Source organism: Arthrobacter sp. B2060, assembly GCF_059090445.1.
This window is the reverse complement of sequence record NZ_JBNHFR010000014.1, coordinates 68,190-84,464: the sequence shown is the minus strand read 5'-3', so window position 1 is coordinate 84,464 and position 16,275 is coordinate 68,190. Positions and strand designations below refer to the sequence as shown.

Here is a 16,275-nt window from a genome sequence, read left to right as displayed (position 1 = left end):
TCAGCAGTCGACGGAGGGGAACACTCCGGACAGGAACGCGGCAGGCGGCACATTCGGCCTGCCCGGCAGGACAAACCTGAAGAGCGGCGGGTGCCTTGCACGCGGGCGGCTGTCGCAGTCATCGGTTCCTCCTGTTCGCTTGCGTCCTGGTATGGCCACGGCCTTGACCGTGGAAACACCTAATCACGGGCCCCAGCCCCGCGGCGAGCGCTGCGCAATGGAAGCGAAACAGGACGAAACGGCGCTACTCATGGCGCCATCCAGCCGGCACATCAGGAAACGAGGCGCCACGATCCGCAATGCGGCTTAACAGATACGTCGTGGGTGGGGCCGCCGTCTGTGCTCGAGGAACACGCGCCCCGGTGCTTCTTTAACCAGGGAGAAACCTACGGAGAACCTTCCAATGCATATACATATGGGTATATAATTTCGGCATGGCAAGGGCTGCAACAACAACGGATGCGTTCAACGCGGTGGCCGAGCCCCGCCGTCGGGAGATCCTCGATGTCCTGGCCGGCGGTGAGCGGCCGGTCGGCGACCTGGTTGATCTTCTGGACCTGGCCCAGCCGCACGTATCCCGGCACCTGCGGGTACTGCGGGAGGTGGGCGTGGTGGACGTGCGCGACGCAGGCAGGCAGCGGCTCTACCGGCTGAATCCGCTTGCGCTGAAGCCCATGCACGACTGGGTTGCCAGCTACCAGCACCTCTGGGAGGAGCGGTTCGAAGCCCTGGAGGGCATGCTGGAGGACCTCAAGGATCAAGAAGACCAAGCGTAGGGATAGGGCAATGGCACAGACAAGCAGCGGCACCATGAAGGTCGACTTCCCCGGCGATCAGGAAATACTTATCACCCGGACACTAAACGCACCCCGGCACCTCGTGTACAAGGCCTGGACCACACCCGACCTCGTCCGGCGCTGGTGGCCGGGCCGGCGCGGCGAGATGACCATTGTTGAGATGGACTTCCGGGTGGGCGGGGCGTGGCGGTACGTCATGGTGGCGAACGGTGGGTTCGAGGTCGCCTTCCACGGGACCTACACGGACATTGAGCCCAACGAGCGGATCGTGCACACGGAGGTCATGGAGCTGCCCGGCAGCGCGACTGGGAGTGAGGCTGCGCCTGGGAGTGAGGGTGCGCCTGGGAGCGAGGAGGGGGCAGTGGTCAACACAGTCACCTTTGAGGATGCCGACGACGGCGCCACTACGGTCACCATCCACACCAATGCGGGCAGCAAGGAAGTCCGGGACATGATTGCGCAGTCCGGCATGGAAGGCGGCGTCCGCGAGCAGTTCGAATTCATCGAGGAACTGGCGGCGGCGTTGGCCTGACCTCAAGCCAGCAGCCCGGCGGCGCCCCTGCGGGCGCCGCCAGACTGCATTCTCCTGGTTCAGGCGGTCTGGGTCGCTTTGATGGCCTGCATGACGTGCTGAATGCCGGGGCCATCGTTGGTTCGGTGAGCGCTTCGGTCATAGCGGACCGGATTGGGATCAAGAAGGTCGTCACAGCGTCATTTGTGGTGGCCTTCGTGGCCATCCTCATGCTGACCCTTCAGCTGCCGCTGGCATGCTCCTGGTGATTGTCGCCTTCGCCGGTCTTGGCTCGGTAGGCACACAAATCCTGGTCGGCGGCTACTGTGCAACCCACTACCCGCAGTCCCTCAGCGCAACCGCCCTGAGCTGGTCGCTGGGAGTCGGCAGGGTCGGGGCAATCTGCGGCCCGATCATCGGAGGTGCGGTTGCCGGCCTGGCACTCGGCTGGCAGCTGAACTTCTACATGTTCGCGATCTTTGCCGTCATCGGTGCGGTGGTCGTGTTTTCCGTCCCGCGCAGGCTACGGCCTTGATTTAACTGCGCGTCCTAGCGTGGCGAAAGTGTGGCAGGCAGCATTCGATGCCTGCCACACTTTTCCATGTGCCCTGGCCTATCCATCTGACGGAAGCACGGCCAGCCCGTCGGCTACCAGCCTCCCGTCGTGGATCACGGTGCGGTCGGAGCCACGGTCCATGACGGTGCTCGTGATCGTTTCGCCGTCGACCAGGACGACGTCGGCCCGGTCGCCAAGAGCCAGGCCGGGCCGGTCGTCGGTGCTCGTGAGGCGCTGGACGGTGCGGTCCATGATCGACGCACCTCCGATGGTGGCGATCGCCGCGCAGTGCTCGATCAGCCGGTCCTTGCGCAGCCGGTGGGTAAAGGCCAGCTGCCACGTGCGGTCCAGCATGTCGCAATTGCCGTACGGGCTCCAGTAGTCCCGCTGGCCGTCCTCGCCCAGCCCGACACGGATCCCGGCCTCGGTCATCTCGGCCAGGTTAAACTGCGTGCCGCCACTTGCCGGGGCCACCGTTGCCCAGGCCACGTCGAGCTCGGCCATCTGTTCCACGATCCGGGCGGTGACATCGGGGTGGACGTTTGCCAGATCGTAGGCGTGGGACAGGGAGACGCGCCCCTGCATGCCCAGAGCGCGGGTGCGTTCGAAGACAAGCTCCGCGCTGAAGACCCCCATGTGGCCGGGCTCGTGCAGGTGGATGTCGATGTCGACCCCGTACTTCTCGGCCAGACCGAAGACGATATCCAGATGGCGGACCGGGTCGCGGTCCAGCTGGCAGGGGTCAATGCCGCCAATCGTCGTCGCACCTGTGCGGAGGGCCTCCTCGAGGAGCAGCACGGTGCCCTCCTCGAGCAGGAGGCCTGCCTGCGGGAAAGCCATGACTTCTACCGTGGCGGCGTGGGCGAAGCGTTCCTTGGCGGCCATGACTGCCTCAAAGCGCTCAAGCTTGCAGTCCACGTCGATCTGGGCGTAGGAACGGACGCGAGTGGTGCCCCGCGCAATCATCCGCTCCAGCGTCCCGGCGACCACATCCCGGTAGGGGATCGGCGTGTCGCGCCAGTTCTCCCTGTCGTTACGCATCATGTTCCACACGCCGGGCGAGGCCGTGTGCTCCCGGAACGGCAGACCGATCCGGGTCGAATCGAGGTGGACGTGCACGTCGGTGAACGCAGGGAGGGCGATCCGGCCCCGTCCTTCGACGGATCCGCCGTCGGATGGCCCCCTGTCGACTGGCCCGCCGTCGGCGTCTGCACGCCCAACGGCGGCGGTCCCCGCAGGGTGAATGGCGGCAATCCGTCCCTCCCGAACCTCAAGGTCGACGGCGTCTCCGCCCCAAGGGCGGACGTTGGTGATGAGCATGGTCATTCCTTTCGGCTGGGCTGCGTCGGACAGTGCGGGGAAGTCGGACGGTGTGGTGAAGTGGGACTCCAGTGAACGACGGCGGGAAGGCACCGATCACATGGACCGGCGCCTTCCCCGCAGCAGCGTTGATTAAGTGCAGCGTGTATCAGAAGTGGAAAGCAACCTGGGCGATGACTGCCGCGGCCACGAAACTCGCCGTGAATGTCATGAGGGCGACGATGACGACCTTCCAGCTCAGTGAGCGCAGCGCCTTGACGTCGCGGCCCAGCGACATGCCGATCAGGGCGATCATGGGCAGGCCCGCGAAGAGGACGTTGATGTTCTGCGCGGCCGAGGCGACGAACGGACCGATGGGGATGAACGTTGCGGAGGCAATGGTGGCCAGGGCCAGGACCCAGATGCTGGATGGGACCACCGGGACCAGCTTCGCGAGCACGAGCGCGACGGCGGTGAGGGCCAGGAGGATGAGCACGCCGACAACGTCCAGCGGCCGCGCTGAACCGGTGCCCAGCGCGTTTAGCAGGATGCCGGCGATCCCGGTCGCCGCGAAGGCGATCAGCCACGTCCTGGGCGTCCGGACAACAGTGGGATCCTCTTCGATGCCGTCGACGTCCACTGCGTCGATGCCCGACGCCTCATCAGAATCGGCCTCCGCCCGGCCCAGGTCTTCCGAGTTTGTGCGGCCTGCCGGGTTTGAACGGCCCGCCGAAGCTGCACCCGCAGCACCAACGAGGGCGCCGCGGCGGACGCGGCGGCCGAGGTCGTCCCGTCCGAAGATGCGGGACCACATCTTGTAGAGCTTCTGGCACATCGGCAGCGCGATAAAGACACCGGCATAGAAGCCGACGATGTTGGTGACGAGGTTGGACAGTGCGGCGAGGGCCATGATTTCCCCGGCCATCTCGGGATACAGGATGGACAGGGCGCCCACGCCCCCGAGCATCATGGAGGCCGAACCCAGGCCGAGGCCCAAAGCGAGGGCCCGGGGATCAAAGAAGTCGAGCCCGCCGAGAAGCCCTGCCAGGAGGGAGATGAACACGGCGCCAAAGACGCTGCCGAGCACCCATACGGCGAATACTCCGCGGTATTCGGGGGAGCGGACGCCGAAGCGCTGGATGGCGAAAGCAAGGTAGGACTCGCGGTCGATCGACCATGTGGCGCCGATGGCTGAGCGGCCCAAACCAAGGGCAACGGCGACCGGCAGTGCCAGGATCACTGTGCCGACGACGTGCCCCACCTCCTGCAGGAGAATTGCCGGGCCCATGTCGGTGAACTTCGTCAGCGACGGGCCAATCTGGGTTCCGAGGCCCGCCAGGAAGAAGACGATGGCCACGTCCATCAGGTGCGTGGACACGGCACGGGAACGCCCTCCGATTGGCTTCCATTTCTGGACGCCGAGGAACCCGCCGATAAGCACTGTCCACAGGATGGGCATCAGGACTATTGCGGCCGGGCCGAGCTGGAACTTATGGGTTCCGATCATGATGGCCACGGCACAGATGGCGGTGGAGAGCGCGATCATCGCGGCCCACGTGGCGGGGCGTGCACGGAAAGGAGGGGCAGGGGGCGTGTCCGCCAGGGCGGTGATGGAGCCGTCTGTGGTCTTCGCTTCATTGCGCATGACGCAGGCCTTTCGAGAAGGATCAGGTATCAGAACAAACGAATCTCGCCGTATCGCGGGATCTTGTGTTTGGTATACCAAATGACTGTATACTCGTACCCATTGAGAGGCAAGTCACATTTTTTGGGAGGCGCGTTGTACAGGAAAATTTCTGCCCGGTACGTTCTGGGGTTCGACGGAACAGGGCACACGCTCATCGAGGACGGCGAGGTGGTCTTCGACGGGGAGTCCATCGTTTTCGTGGGACGCGACTACGGGGGACCGGTCGATGAGGAGCGCGACTATGGCCAGAGCCTGGTCATGCCCGGCCTGATCGACCTCGACGCCCTCGCCGACATCGATCACCTCATCCTGGACTCGTGGCCCTCGCCCGATGTAGCGGCCGGCCACCTGTGGTCGGATGACTACTTCGCGCACCGCCGCCGGGACGTGTTTACTCCAGCGGAGCGCGCCACGGTCCGCGAGTTCGCCTTGGCGCAGCTCGCCATGCACGGCATCACCACCTACATGCCGATCGCCTCGGAGATCCACAGTTCGTGGGCTGAGAGCCTCGATGAGCTGGTGGACATGGCAGAGACAAGCCGGCGGATCGGGCTGCGCGGCTATCTTGGCCCCGCGTACCGGTCCGGGGTCCATGTCACCACCGCCGAAGGGGGCCGGGAGGTCCACTTCAACGAAGCCCTGGGGCTTGCCGGCCTCAGCGACGCAGAGCGCTTCATGGACTACGCCGCCGAACTGGCAGACCCGCTCGTCACCGGGGTGTTGCTGCCCTGCCGCATTGAGACCCTGTCTGAAGAGCTCATGCGGGAGACGGCGCGGATCGCCCGGGAGCGGAACGCGCTCGTCCGGCTCCACTGCCTTCAGTCCCCGCTTGAAGACGGGCTCCTGCAGCATTCGGCCGGGCGCGGCGTCCTGGAATTGCTCGAGTCCACAGGACTGTTCGGCACCCGCCTCCTCATCCCGCACGGCGTGGTGATTGACGGAAAGGACCCGGCGGCGACGGCGCCGGGCGGCCCGCTGGACTTGCTCGCCCGCCACGGCGTCAGTATTGTCCACTGCCCGCTGACGTCGTTCCGCTACCAGAAGCAGCTTGTCTCGTTCGATCGGTTCCGAGAGGCAGGCATCAACGTCTGCCTGGGGACCGACTCCTTCCCGCCGGATCTTGTGCGCGGCATGGACGCCGGCATGCACCTGACCCGGATGGTCGAAGAAAGGCCCGACGCCGGAGCCCTGGCCGACTACTTCGACGCCGCCACCCTCGGCGGTGCCCGGGCCCTCGGGCGGGCCGACCTCGGAAGGCTTGCCCCCGGCATGCAGGCCGACATCACGGTTCTCTCCCTGGGCAGCTTCGGCGACGGCGTGGTCGAGGACCCGCTGCGCACGCTGGTGCTCAACGGGACGGCGCGGCAGGTGACGGACACCTTTGTGGCAGGACGCCCCGTGGTTGTTGGCGGCGGCCTGCCCGGGGTCGACGTCGACGCACTGCGGGCTGACGGCCAGCGGCTATTCGATGAGATGCGGGCGGCCTACTCGGAACGGGACGTTCGGCGCCGTGAGGCCGACGAGCTGTTTCCGCCCACTTATCCGCACGCAAAAGTCCCCAGCCCGGTTGTCATCCCATAGGGGCAACCCACCGGAACACCTAAATACTCGCTCTTCTCTTGGTATACCAACCACGCGCGACCCTTCACCTTTTGCCCGGCCGAGCATTGCTTCGGCAGGGCCCATTCCCTTGGAGAAAACAAATGTGCCTGCACGATCACACCCCCGCCGCCCCGCCTGCAGCCGCGCTTCCCCGCCGCGGCATCCTGGCCGGAGCTGCCGCACTGGCCGGAATCTCGGTGGCAAGCCTGGCTGCCCAGCTTGGAACTGCCCCTGCCGCACATGCGGAGGACACTCCTTCCGGCGCCGGCTACCCTGACCGCCCCGCTTCGCCGCAGCCCATGATCATCGAGGGCGGCACCATCGTGGACCCCAAGACGGGCAACGCGGTGGAAGACGGCGTCCTTGTGCTGGAAGGAGGCAAGATAGCCGCCGTCGGAACCCGTGACGAAACACGGCGCGCCGTCGCCGCTCTGGCCGGCCGCGCTCGCATCATCAACGCGTCCGGGCGCTGGGTCCTTCCCGGCCTCATTGACGTGCATGTGCATGCGAACGCACTGTCCGACGCGCGGGCCATCCTGCAGGGCGGCGCGACCAGCGTCCGGAGCGGGTCGAGCAGCTTCTATCAGGACGTCGCCCTGGCTGCCCTGCCCGACTGGGCCGCCGGAGCCTCGCCCCGGATGAGCCCGGCCGGGCTGTTCATTTCACCGGAGCTGGGGGACTCGCTTCTCGCAGATCCGGACCTTGCCCCGCTCGCGTCCGTGGCCGGGGGAGTCACGGAGCCGGCGGACCTTGCCTACCTCACGCGCGTCAACCTAAAACGCGGCGCGAAGGTGATCAAGACCCGGGCCAACCCCCGGGCGGGCCTGCCGGAACAGGACCCCCGCGAACTCGTCTACAACTACGAGCAGCTCTCCGCGGTGGTCAAGGCGTCGGGCAAAGCGGGCGTGCTGTGCCACGCCTACAGCGCAGAGGGAATCGACGGTGCCGTCCGGGCCGGTGTGCGCAGCATCGAGCACGGCGTCTTCGTCACCGAGGAGACCATCTCCCGGATGGCCAGCCGTGGCACGTACTTCACACCCACCCTGGACGCGATTACCAGCATGGCGCGCTCGGCCAACCCGGTCCTTGCTGCCCGCGGCAAGGAGTACACGCCGATCATCAAGGCTGCGGTGAAAGCTGCGCATGAAGCCGGTGTGACGGTGGTGGCGGGGACGGACTCGTTCGGCTCTGATGTGACCCCGATCGGCACAGAAGTACGTCTCCTTGGAGAGGCAGGGCTTTCCCCACTGGACGCGCTCAGGGCCGCGACAGTAAATGCCGCCGCGCTGCTCGGGTGGGGTGAGCGTGCAGGACGCCTGGTGCGTGGTTCCTTTGCAGACGCCGTCATCGTGGACTCTGATCCCTTGAACAGCGCCTCGGCCCTGGAGCAAATCAGCGTCGTGGTGGCGCAGGGAGCCCTCGTCCGGAATGGCCTCTGACCGGACGTTACAGACAAGGGCGACGCCGCCCGCTCCCCACTTCGTAAAGCGCGGTCAAACGCGCCCTCCCACCTAGAGAGAGCCACCCATGACCCTGATTCTTAAAGCCTCGGAGCTCGAGGCCCTGGCCGACATGCCCGGGACGATCGCCGCCGTCGAACGCGCCTTTGCCGGCCTCAGCCGTGGCACCGCTGTCCAGCCCGCGCCGGATTCCCTTCTCCTGCCGTCGTCGGATGCGAGGTTCCTGCCGATGGCAGCACTGTCCGGCGCCGAGGAGCTGGCATCCGTGAAACTGCTGGCGGACATCCCCGCGAACCGGGAGTCGAGCCTGCCCACGCAGCGCTCCACGATCATGCTTGTCTCCCAGCTGACCGGAGAAACCCTGGCCATCCTGGACGGCAAAGTCCCCACCCGGGTCCGCACTGCCGCCGCCAGCGCCGTGGCGACGAAGCTGCTCGCGAGGCCCGGCAGCACCACTCTGGGACTGGTGGGTGCAGGCGCTTTGGCAGTGGCGCACGTGGAAGCGATGGTGGCCGTCCTTCCGATTGAAAACGTCGTGGTCTGGTCCCGTTCCGCGGACACCGTGACGGCCTTCTGCGAGGAGATTTCCCATCACGGCCTGAGCGTCAGCCGGGCGTCCACCGTTCAGGAAGTTGTCGAGGCCGCCGACGTGCTGTGCACCCTCACGCCGGCCGTTGAGCCCCTGGTGAAGGGGGAGTGGTTCAGGCCAGGACTGCACGTGAACGCCGTCGGATCCCGTCCCCGGGCTGATCACCGGGAGATTGATTCGGCGGGCATGCTGAGGGCGAGGGTCTTCGTGGACAGCCTGGCCACGGCCAAGGCCAAGTCCGGCGGGCTGATCATCCCGGTTGCCGAAGGTGTCATGGGCTTTGAGGACGTGGAAGCAGAGCTTGGCGATGTGGCGGCCGGGACACGGGCAGGGCGCCTTGGCGATGAGGACGTAACCTTGTTCAATTCGGTAGGTATCGGTCTGCAGGACCTTGCCATCGGCCGGCTCCTGTACGACGCTGCGCTCAGTCAGGGGGTCGGCATCCACGTGGAGCTGAATAACTGAGCGGGACGTACGATGCTGCAGCAATAACGGGAGGAACGAATGACAGCCCAAGCGGAATCTCCCGCGTCCTCGGCTGACACTGCCCGGGAACGGATCCGGGAACTGATCATCTCGGGCGACTTCGCGCCAGGGTCCCGGCTCAGGGAACGTGATCTGTCCCAGACGCTGGCTGTCTCCCGGGTGCCTGTCCGGGAAGCCCTTCAGCAGCTCGAAGCCGAAGGGTTCATAGACACCTCCCCGCGGCGCGGTGCCACCGTCAAACAGATCACGCTGCGCGATGTCAACGAACTCTTTGATGTGAGGCTCAGCCTGGAAGTCCTCGCCGCGCGCCTTGCTGCCCAGGCTGCGGCAAGTGGACGGTCGCCGGCGCGGCTGCAGCAGATCATGGACCAGGCGGAAGAGGCAACCCTGCGCCACGACCACGCGCAGATACCGCTCAGCAATACGGCCCTGCATGCAGAGATCGTGGCGATGGGGGGCAACTCGCTGTTGGAGTACTCCATGAAGCCGCTGCTGGGGAGGATGCAGTGGCTCTTCACCCTGACGGGGCACCGTGACCCCCTGGTTCAGTGCGCGGAGCACCTGAGCCTGTGCAAGGCCATCTATGACGGCAAGGCAGAACTGGCGGCGGCGCTGGCCTTCGCACATGTGGAGCTGGGCCGCGAACCGTCGCTCCAAGGACTGGCCGGGCGCCTGCCGGAGGGCTGACGGTTCGCCGTAGGGGAGCGGCACCAAACGCAAACGGACGACGGCGGGAGGTCCCGCCGTCGTCCGCGCTTCTTGCCTTTGGTCAGGATTTATGGGACGGGTACTACGCTCTTGCTGCCGCATTAGTGTCAGCCCGGTGGACAATGGCGCCATCCACCATGGTCATGACCACGCGCATATGCGGCATGTCATGCGGGTCGATGCTTTCCAGGTCGGCGTCCAGGACACACAGGTCTGCGACCTTCCCGACCTCAAGTGACCCCTTCCAATCCTCGGCAAAGTCCTGCCAGGCAGGATTGCTCGTGTAGGTGCGCAGGGCATCTTCCAGCCCAATACACTGGTCGGGGCCGCTGACCTTGCCGCTGGCCTTTCCCTTACGCAGGATCATGGTTGACATGCCCTGTCTCCAATCCGGTGAAGTGACGGGGGCATCGGAGCTGCTCATCAACATCACTCCAGACTCAACCGCACTGCGATACGGCCACTCGTAGGCGGCGCGTTCTGCGCCAACTACGTCAACCTCCAGGTCAGCAATTGTCCATTTGATGGTGGGGTTCATGTTCACACCAATGCCATGATCTGCCATGCGCTTTAGAGTCGATTCACTGACAAAATCACCATGGATGAGGTAGTGGCGGGCGTCGGGACGGGGTAAGCCTCTTGTGCTGCGATGATTGCGTCGACCACAGTGTCTATGGCGCGATCACCGGTTACATGGACACCGACCTGATGCCCGGCCTTGTGTCCGGCGAGAATCATTCCACTGACCTCCGCCACGCGCTGCTCATCAGTATCGCCGCTGACGCACAACGATCCGCATCCTCCGCGAACATATTCTTCGTGCATCCAAGCCGTGCCGCTGGGCGGGATACCATCAGCGAAAACTTTCACCCCAAGTACTTGGAAACGTCGGTGATCCCGGATGGCAGGAGTCTGAATTTGCTCTAGATTTTGTTCAAACTCGGCCGCTGTTCCAGACATCCCGGTGGGAAGAATAAGGGTGCTGACGCGGACGCCCAGTTCCCCTCGTTCCGCCAAGTCGGCGTAGATCTGCAGCCCCTCCGCACCCATGGCGCCCCCGGCCAGTGATTCTCCGCCCGGTCCCAGGGCTGGATCCGTGAAGCTGGTGATGCCAAGTTCCCGGAGTTTGGCCACGGCAGAGCGGATCGCCTGTTCACGGCGCTCCTTGGTCAGCGAAGGGAGAGCGCTTTGCACGAGGGCCTGCGCTCCCTCCCGCAGTACACCGGTGAGAGATCCGTCAGGGTTGGTGTCAGCCACCCCACCATCTGGTATTTCTGATGATTCATCCACGCCGGCGATCTTCAGGGCAACGGAGTTCACCCACGAGGTATGCCGTGAGTAGTCCTGCAGGAACACCGGGTTTTCGGGAGAGACATCGTCGATATCTGCCCGCTGCGGCATTCGTCCCGGCTCAGCCAGACATTCTTCGAGATAACCGTCATCCCAGCCGGTGCCGATGATCCACTCGCCGGGTTCGGCATTGGCCGCGGCGGCGCGAACACACTCCCGGATCTCAGCGAGAGACTTCACTGCGGGATAGGAAAGATCCAGCGACAACGGCGGAGTATCCAGCCCAAATGCAATGGCATGCAAGTGGGAGTCGTTAATCCCGGGGATGACGGATCGGCCGTCGAGGTCGAAGACTTCAGTGTTCGGACCCACATACTGGGCCACCTCCTCCGAGGTGCCGACAGCGAGAATCGAATCTCCGCTTACAGCCAGTGCCTCGCCTACAGTGAACTGGTCGTCGACGGTGAAGACCTTTCCATTAGTGAACACAAAATCCGCATTGAGCATAGTTTTATCTTTCTCTGACTGAACTCGGTACCCTGAAGCGACCGCGAATTGGCCGGGGACTCCTCGCAGCAGTGCCGCGAGAGTCATCCTCAGCTTCGGCCGAGTTGCTGGCATCTGGATAGGACCTGAGAGCTTCGGGCTTGTCTATTCGTGCACGATCTCATTGACACGGGCGGCGGAGCCCATTCCCGGCTCGTCGCGGCATGAGCAGCGGGCAGACGGCACGAGGGGCGGAAAAGCTCCAGCTGGGTCGACCGGAACAACGGGTCAACCCTGCTCGGGCACTCAGGGCGCGACAGGGAAGGCGCCGCTGATGGCGATGCGGTTGTAGGCGTTGATGACCATGACGACCCAGGTCACGGCAGAGACCTGTCCGGACGTCAGATGCGCGACCGCGGACTCGTACAAGCCGGTGTTGCGGTGGGAGTCCTGGATCAGGGTGAGGTACTCGGCTAGAGCGAGGGCCGAGCGTTCCTGCTCGTCGAAATACTCGCTTTCGCGCCACGCCGACAGTACGCTCAGCCTGACGGGGCTCTCACCCTTGTCGAGGGCGTCTTTGGAGTGGATACGCAGGCAGAATGCGCACCCGTTGATCTGGGACACACGGAGCTTGACGAGTTCGATGAGCAGCGGGGACAGCCCCTCCTCGAGCCCTGTCGTGTCCGCCAGCTTGGCGACCGGCGTCAGCGCCCGGTAGAGCTGCGGGTGCCTACTGCCGACGTTCGTTCGCTCAACTTTTTCCTTCGTGGCCATGGCCTTCATACCTCCGGTGAGTAGATGTCTCAACGCTTCCTGCGTTGCTCCCACCATCCCGCCATGCGCAGCGGAAGGGCGAAGGAATGGAACGAAGTGGCACCGATCGTTCCACCACCAGACAGAGCTCCGCTGGACCAAAAAGGCGTGCAGGTCCCGTTTCCTGCTAGCTTCGAGCGCGGTAGCTCTTGAGGTACGGGGACGAGGCAGTCCCATCGACCGCAAATTGCGTCAGTTGGCGCAGGAACGGCCCATCGATGTCTTGCCCCGTGGCAATCAGTCGGTGATGGATCGAGCCGTATAGGGCATCAATGACCATCACGAGGTCGACGTCGTCGCGGACCTGGCCGCGGCGTTGACCGCGCCGCAGGATTGCAAGGAACCCCTGACGGCGCTCCCGCAGCAATGTCTGGCGGAACTGGACCGCGAACTCCTCGCTGCGGATTGCCTCGGCCAGCAGGTTCGCCACCGTGGAGGCAGCACCGCCGACCTTTAGGCAATAGGTCAGTGCCACGAGGTAGGCATGTAGATCCCGTCCGAAGTCTCCCGAGTCCTCCAAGTTCGTCAGAAGATTCGTCTTGTAGGTGAAAGCCTCCAGCACCAGAAGCTGACGCGATGGCCAATACCGGTACAACGTCGACTTGCTCACCCCGGACGCCCTGGTTACCGCGTCCATAGTCACCGCGTCATACGTCAGCCGATCAATAAGAACACTTGTGGCCTTCAAGACCCGCAACCGCACCTCCGCCTCACGGGAAGCGATCAACGGATGAGCAGGATCAGCCCGACTGCGCGGCATGCCCATGCTTAATCCCCTAGTGAGCGGCGGGCTGGAACAGCTCGACGACGTTGCCCGCGGGATCCTCCAGCAATATCTGCTGGCCGCCCGGGCCGGTGACAATGTCGTTTCGGAACGTGAGCCCGGCGGCGCGCAGCCGGTCCACCTCGGCGGCGATGTCGTCCACGATGAGGTGGATGCGGTTCCATCCACCCGGTTCCGGCCCGGCGCCGTCCGGCATCGACCGGCCGGCCGAGCTGGTGGGTCCGCTCAGCAGGAGCCGCAACCGGCCGCGTGCGACGTCGGCGAACCCCGGTGCGGCGCTCATCCTGAGGGTGAATCCGAGGTGCGTCGTGTAGAAGTCGACGGCCGCGTCGACGTCGTCCACCATGTACCGGACGCTGACCATGTCCGTACCGTCGTCAGCCATTGCCAAGTCCTTTCCGAACACGTCTGGGGCGTCGATTCAGTTCTCCCAGCACCCGTTATAGCCCACCGGCGCAGATTTGGATGCACCCTTCCGCTTTCTTCCCGCGGACGAACTCCTGCACCGTTGTGGCGGCTACCCAACTGCGCCACCATGAAGGTATGAACGCGGAAACACCAAAGGCGGAGGAACTGAGCCTTCCCCAAGCGTTCCTCCTTCTGGCCACGAATGACAAGGACGGCGAACCCCAGCTGCCGGCCTACGTGCTCAGGACCACGCTGGCAGGGGCGATACTCGCCGAGTTGGACTTGCTGGGTGCCATCGCTCTCGAGGGGAAGCACGTCAAGGCCACCGGCGCCGCCCCGGAGACGGAATTCCAGCGCGAGCTGGACCGCATCCGGGAGAAATCGCGGCCCCACACACCCAAGCGGTGGGTCTCCATGCTCGAGGGCCGCGGCGAAGTGCAGCGTGTGTATGAACGGATGGCGTCACTGGGCATCGTGGAGCATGTCGGTGAGAAGCACCTTGGACTGTTCAAGTCTGTGCGCTATCCGGAGAAGGACCACGGTCCGGAAGCGGCGCTGATGCAAAAGATCCGCGCGGCAATCAGCCCTGCGCCGACCCCTGCTGCGCCCCCCGCGGCCGCGGTGGCACCTGGTGCGGTGCAGCCGGGGGCCACGCAGCCTGAGACGGTTCAGCCCGGGGCCACGCAGCCTGAGACGGTTCAGCCTGAGACGTCTCAGCCCGGCGCCGAAGTGTCCGGCGCTGCACCGTCTGTCGCAGCACCGCCCGATGCCAGGACCACAGCACTGATCGCCCTCCTTCAGGCCGCCGAACTGCTCGGCACCCTTTTCCCGGAAGCCGATCTCAGCAGGGCGCGGGAACTGGCCAAGAACCATTGGCCGTCCCGGGCGGTGGAGGACGAACTGCGCATGATCCGGCTGACGCTCGTCGAGACCGCACCCTAGAACCCAGTTCGCCGAAACCCTGCTCGCCGGAACCCTGTTCGCCGAAAGTGCCCGGGGTTAGGATGCCGTGTGACCTTCGCCCACGGCTATGCGGACAACGACGGCCTTCGTATGTACTACGAGGTCCACGGCCCGGAGGTGACCGGACAGCCGCCGCTGCTCCTCATTCCGGGCGGCGGCTCCACCATCGGCACCAACTTCAGCAAGCTCATCCCGGTGCTGGCCGGACACCGCCAGGTGATTGCCGTGGAGGAGGAGGGCCACGGCCGCACCCAGCCGACCAGCCGGCCCCTCACCGCCGAGAATTCCGCCGGTGACATCCTCGCTGTTCTGGGCCAGCTCCATGTGGAATTTGTGGATGTTTTGGGTTTCAGCTCCGGCGGCCACACCGCGATCGCGCTGGCACTCGGGCGCCCCGCCACAGTCCAGCACCTCATCGCCGCGTCCACCTTCGCAAGCCGCGATGCCGTGCCGGCCGAGTTCTGGGACGGCATGGCGAAGGCCACTCTCGATGACATGCCGGACATCTACAAAGACGCCGACCGCCGCCTCAACCCCGAACCCGGCCACGTGGAGCGGCTCTTCGAGCTGGACAGGCAGCGGATCCTGGAGTTCCCCGGCTGGTCCGACGACGAACTGGGCACCATCACGGCGTCCACGCTGGTGGTGAGCGGCGACCGCGACATTGTCGCACCCGCCTATGCCGCGCGGATGGTGGGGGCCATCCCGGGCGCCCGCCTGCTCATTGTCCCCGGCGGCCACGGTGACTACCTCGGCGAGCAGGCGGCCAGCGGCGGGGACGTGCGGACGCTCCACGCCACCGTCCCCCTGCTGCTGCGGTTCCTCGGGGAATAGGGGCGGGTCAGCGCACGGGTGCGGCACCCAACGCCAGCGGACGACGGCGGGAGGCCCCGCCGTCGTCCGCTGGTTAACGCCCGCATCACCCGCTCAAGCTACCGGTCCGCGTACTGACGCGCCCCAGCAGCGTCACTCGCCAGGTGGGCGTAAATCCGGTCGACGATGGATTCGACGCCTCCCTCTGAGGTGAGGCACAGGCCGGCTTCGTCTGTTTCCAGGGGTTCGAGGGTTTCGAGCTGTGAGGTCAGGAGTGATGCCGGCATGAAGTGACTCGGGCGCTGGGTCAGCCGTTTCTGCAGCACGGCGGGGTCCGCGTTCAGAAGGATGAACCGGGTTGCCGGTTCCGTTGCGCGGATGGCATCCCGGTACGCCCGTTTGAGGGCTGAGCATGCGACCACGGTTCCTTTTTGCTGAGACGCCGCGAGCTGAGCACCAACGAGACGGAGCCAAGGCCACCGGTCCGCGTCGGTCAAAGGAATGCCCGCGGCCATTTTTTCTACGTTGGCGGGTGGGTGCAGGGAATCGGCGTCCACGAATGTGGCACCCAGGCGGGCGGCCAGCGCGGCCCCCACGATGGACTTGCCTGCCCCTGAGACACCCATGACCACGATGGGGTGGTGGAACATTAAAGTGCGCCCTGGTGGGAAGTGCCGGCGGGAATCGGCACGAGGCGGGTGACTTCCACAGGCCTTTCCAGGAGCCCCTCGAGTGAAGCGTTGAGCCGTTTGACGGCGTGGCCCTCGCCGTGGGCGTCGAGCAGTTCGGCACTTTCCCACTTTTCAATCATCATGATCTGGCCGCTGGGTGATTCGTGGATGGCGTACAGCAGGCAGCCCGGCTCTTCATGGACTTCTGCAATGGCGGGGGAGAGCGCGGCGACGACCTGGTGGTAGGCGCCGTCCTTGGGAGTGAATGCTGCGGTGACAACGATGGTCATTGGTGTTTTTTCCTTGTGTGTGAAATGCGATCAGGCCTGGCCTGCCAGAGTTTGGGGTGTCG

At 65.1% G+C, this 16,275-nt stretch carries 17 protein-coding genes and 1 pseudogene; 10 read left to right on the top strand and 8 right to left on the bottom strand.

The features are described 5' to 3' along the window. The first annotated feature begins 434 nt into the window (after positions 1-434). The 4 genes from AC5RUM_RS19975 to AC5RUM_RS19960 all read left to right on the top strand — a co-directional run bounded on the left by AC5RUM_RS19975 (position 435) and on the right by AC5RUM_RS19960 (position 1,843). Positions 435-776, top strand: coding sequence for an ArsR/SmtB family transcription factor (locus AC5RUM_RS19975; RefSeq protein WP_494036579.1), 342 nt, complete (start codon positions 435-437; stop codon positions 774-776). A 10-nt stretch (positions 777-786) separates the two neighbouring features. Beyond that, positions 787-1,329: an SRPBCC family protein gene (locus tag AC5RUM_RS19970; RefSeq protein WP_494036578.1), complete on the top strand. Its 543-nt coding sequence runs from the start codon at positions 787-789 to the stop codon at positions 1,327-1,329. A 95-nt stretch (positions 1,330-1,424) separates the two neighbouring features. Further along, positions 1,425-1,577 (top strand): hypothetical protein, encoded by a 153-nt coding sequence (locus tag AC5RUM_RS19965; RefSeq protein ID WP_494036577.1) that lies wholly within the window; start codon positions 1,425-1,427, stop codon positions 1,575-1,577. Continuing rightward, positions 1,565-1,843: an MFS transporter gene (locus AC5RUM_RS19960; RefSeq protein ID WP_494036576.1), complete on the top strand. Its 279-nt coding sequence runs from the start codon at positions 1,565-1,567 to the stop codon at positions 1,841-1,843. Before AC5RUM_RS19965 ends, AC5RUM_RS19960 begins: the two co-directional genes overlap by 13 nt. A gap of 78 nt (positions 1,844-1,921) precedes the next feature. On the opposite strand, the gene AC5RUM_RS19955 is transcribed toward AC5RUM_RS19960, so the two are convergent. Further along, a complete protein-coding gene (locus AC5RUM_RS19955) occupies positions 1,922-3,184 on the bottom strand; it encodes an amidohydrolase family protein (RefSeq protein ID WP_494036575.1) in 1,263 nt (420 codons plus the stop codon). Between the two features lie 148 nt (positions 3,185-3,332). Next, complete coding sequence (locus AC5RUM_RS19950) at positions 3,333-4,808, bottom strand: DUF3100 domain-containing protein (RefSeq protein ID WP_494036574.1); 1,476 nt, start codon at positions 4,806-4,808, stop codon at positions 3,333-3,335. A gap of 135 nt (positions 4,809-4,943) precedes the next feature. Between AC5RUM_RS19950 and AC5RUM_RS19945 the strand changes: the two genes are divergently transcribed. The 4 genes from AC5RUM_RS19945 to AC5RUM_RS19930 all read left to right on the top strand — a co-directional run bounded on the left by AC5RUM_RS19945 (position 4,944) and on the right by AC5RUM_RS19930 (position 9,674). Further along, entirely contained in the window at positions 4,944-6,431 is a 1,488-nt protein-coding gene (locus tag AC5RUM_RS19945; protein WP_494036573.1) for an amidohydrolase family protein, read from the top strand. Between the two features lie 122 nt (positions 6,432-6,553). Continuing rightward, the gene (locus AC5RUM_RS19940; protein WP_494036572.1) at positions 6,554-7,891 is read left to right on the top strand and encodes an amidohydrolase family protein; all 1,338 of its coding nucleotides are present in this window, start codon (positions 6,554-6,556) and stop codon (positions 7,889-7,891) included. Positions 7,892-7,979: 88 nt separating this feature from the next. Next, the gene (locus tag AC5RUM_RS19935) at positions 7,980-8,966 is read left to right on the top strand and encodes an ornithine cyclodeaminase family protein (RefSeq protein WP_494036571.1); all 987 of its coding nucleotides are present in this window, start codon (positions 7,980-7,982) and stop codon (positions 8,964-8,966) included. A 39-nt stretch (positions 8,967-9,005) separates the two neighbouring features. Further along, positions 9,006-9,674 (top strand): GntR family transcriptional regulator, encoded by a 669-nt coding sequence (locus AC5RUM_RS19930; protein ID WP_494036570.1) that lies wholly within the window; start codon positions 9,006-9,008, stop codon positions 9,672-9,674. A gap of 103 nt (positions 9,675-9,777) precedes the next feature. Here the strand turns inward: AC5RUM_RS19930 and AC5RUM_RS19925 are convergent. From AC5RUM_RS19925 to AC5RUM_RS19910, 4 genes and pseudogenes are all read right to left on the bottom strand, one after another. Further along, positions 9,778-11,492: pseudogene (locus tag AC5RUM_RS19925) on the bottom strand (amidohydrolase). 285 nt (positions 11,493-11,777) lie between these two features. Further along, positions 11,778-12,245, bottom strand: a complete 468-nt coding sequence (locus AC5RUM_RS19920; RefSeq protein WP_494036569.1) for a carboxymuconolactone decarboxylase family protein — start codon at positions 12,243-12,245, stop codon at positions 11,778-11,780. Positions 12,246-12,411: 166 nt separating this feature from the next. Further along, positions 12,412-13,050: a TetR/AcrR family transcriptional regulator gene (locus AC5RUM_RS19915; protein WP_494036568.1), complete on the bottom strand. Its 639-nt coding sequence runs from the start codon at positions 13,048-13,050 to the stop codon at positions 12,412-12,414. Between the two features lie 10 nt (positions 13,051-13,060). After that, positions 13,061-13,453 (bottom strand): VOC family protein, encoded by a 393-nt coding sequence (locus AC5RUM_RS19910; protein WP_494036567.1) that lies wholly within the window; start codon positions 13,451-13,453, stop codon positions 13,061-13,063. A 158-nt stretch (positions 13,454-13,611) separates the two neighbouring features. Here AC5RUM_RS19910 and AC5RUM_RS19905 point away from each other — a divergent pair, with 158 nt between their 5' ends. Together AC5RUM_RS19905 and AC5RUM_RS19900 are read left to right on the top strand one after the other, a co-directional pair. Then, entirely contained in the window at positions 13,612-14,418 is an 807-nt protein-coding gene (locus AC5RUM_RS19905; RefSeq protein WP_494036566.1) for a GOLPH3/VPS74 family protein, read from the top strand. A 69-nt stretch (positions 14,419-14,487) separates the two neighbouring features. Further along, positions 14,488-15,273, top strand: coding sequence for an alpha/beta fold hydrolase (locus tag AC5RUM_RS19900; protein ID WP_494036565.1), 786 nt, complete (start codon positions 14,488-14,490; stop codon positions 15,271-15,273). Between the two features lie 98 nt (positions 15,274-15,371). On the opposite strand, the gene AC5RUM_RS19895 is transcribed toward AC5RUM_RS19900, so the two are convergent. Then, on the bottom strand, positions 15,372-15,902 hold the full coding sequence (locus AC5RUM_RS19895) for a gluconokinase (protein ID WP_494036564.1): 531 nt from the start codon (positions 15,900-15,902) through the stop codon (positions 15,372-15,374). After that, complete coding sequence (locus AC5RUM_RS19890) at positions 15,902-16,213, bottom strand: putative quinol monooxygenase (protein WP_494036563.1); 312 nt, start codon at positions 16,211-16,213, stop codon at positions 15,902-15,904. The genes AC5RUM_RS19895 and AC5RUM_RS19890 overlap by 1 nt, the downstream gene beginning before the upstream one ends. Positions 16,214-16,275: the final 62 nt, after the last annotated feature.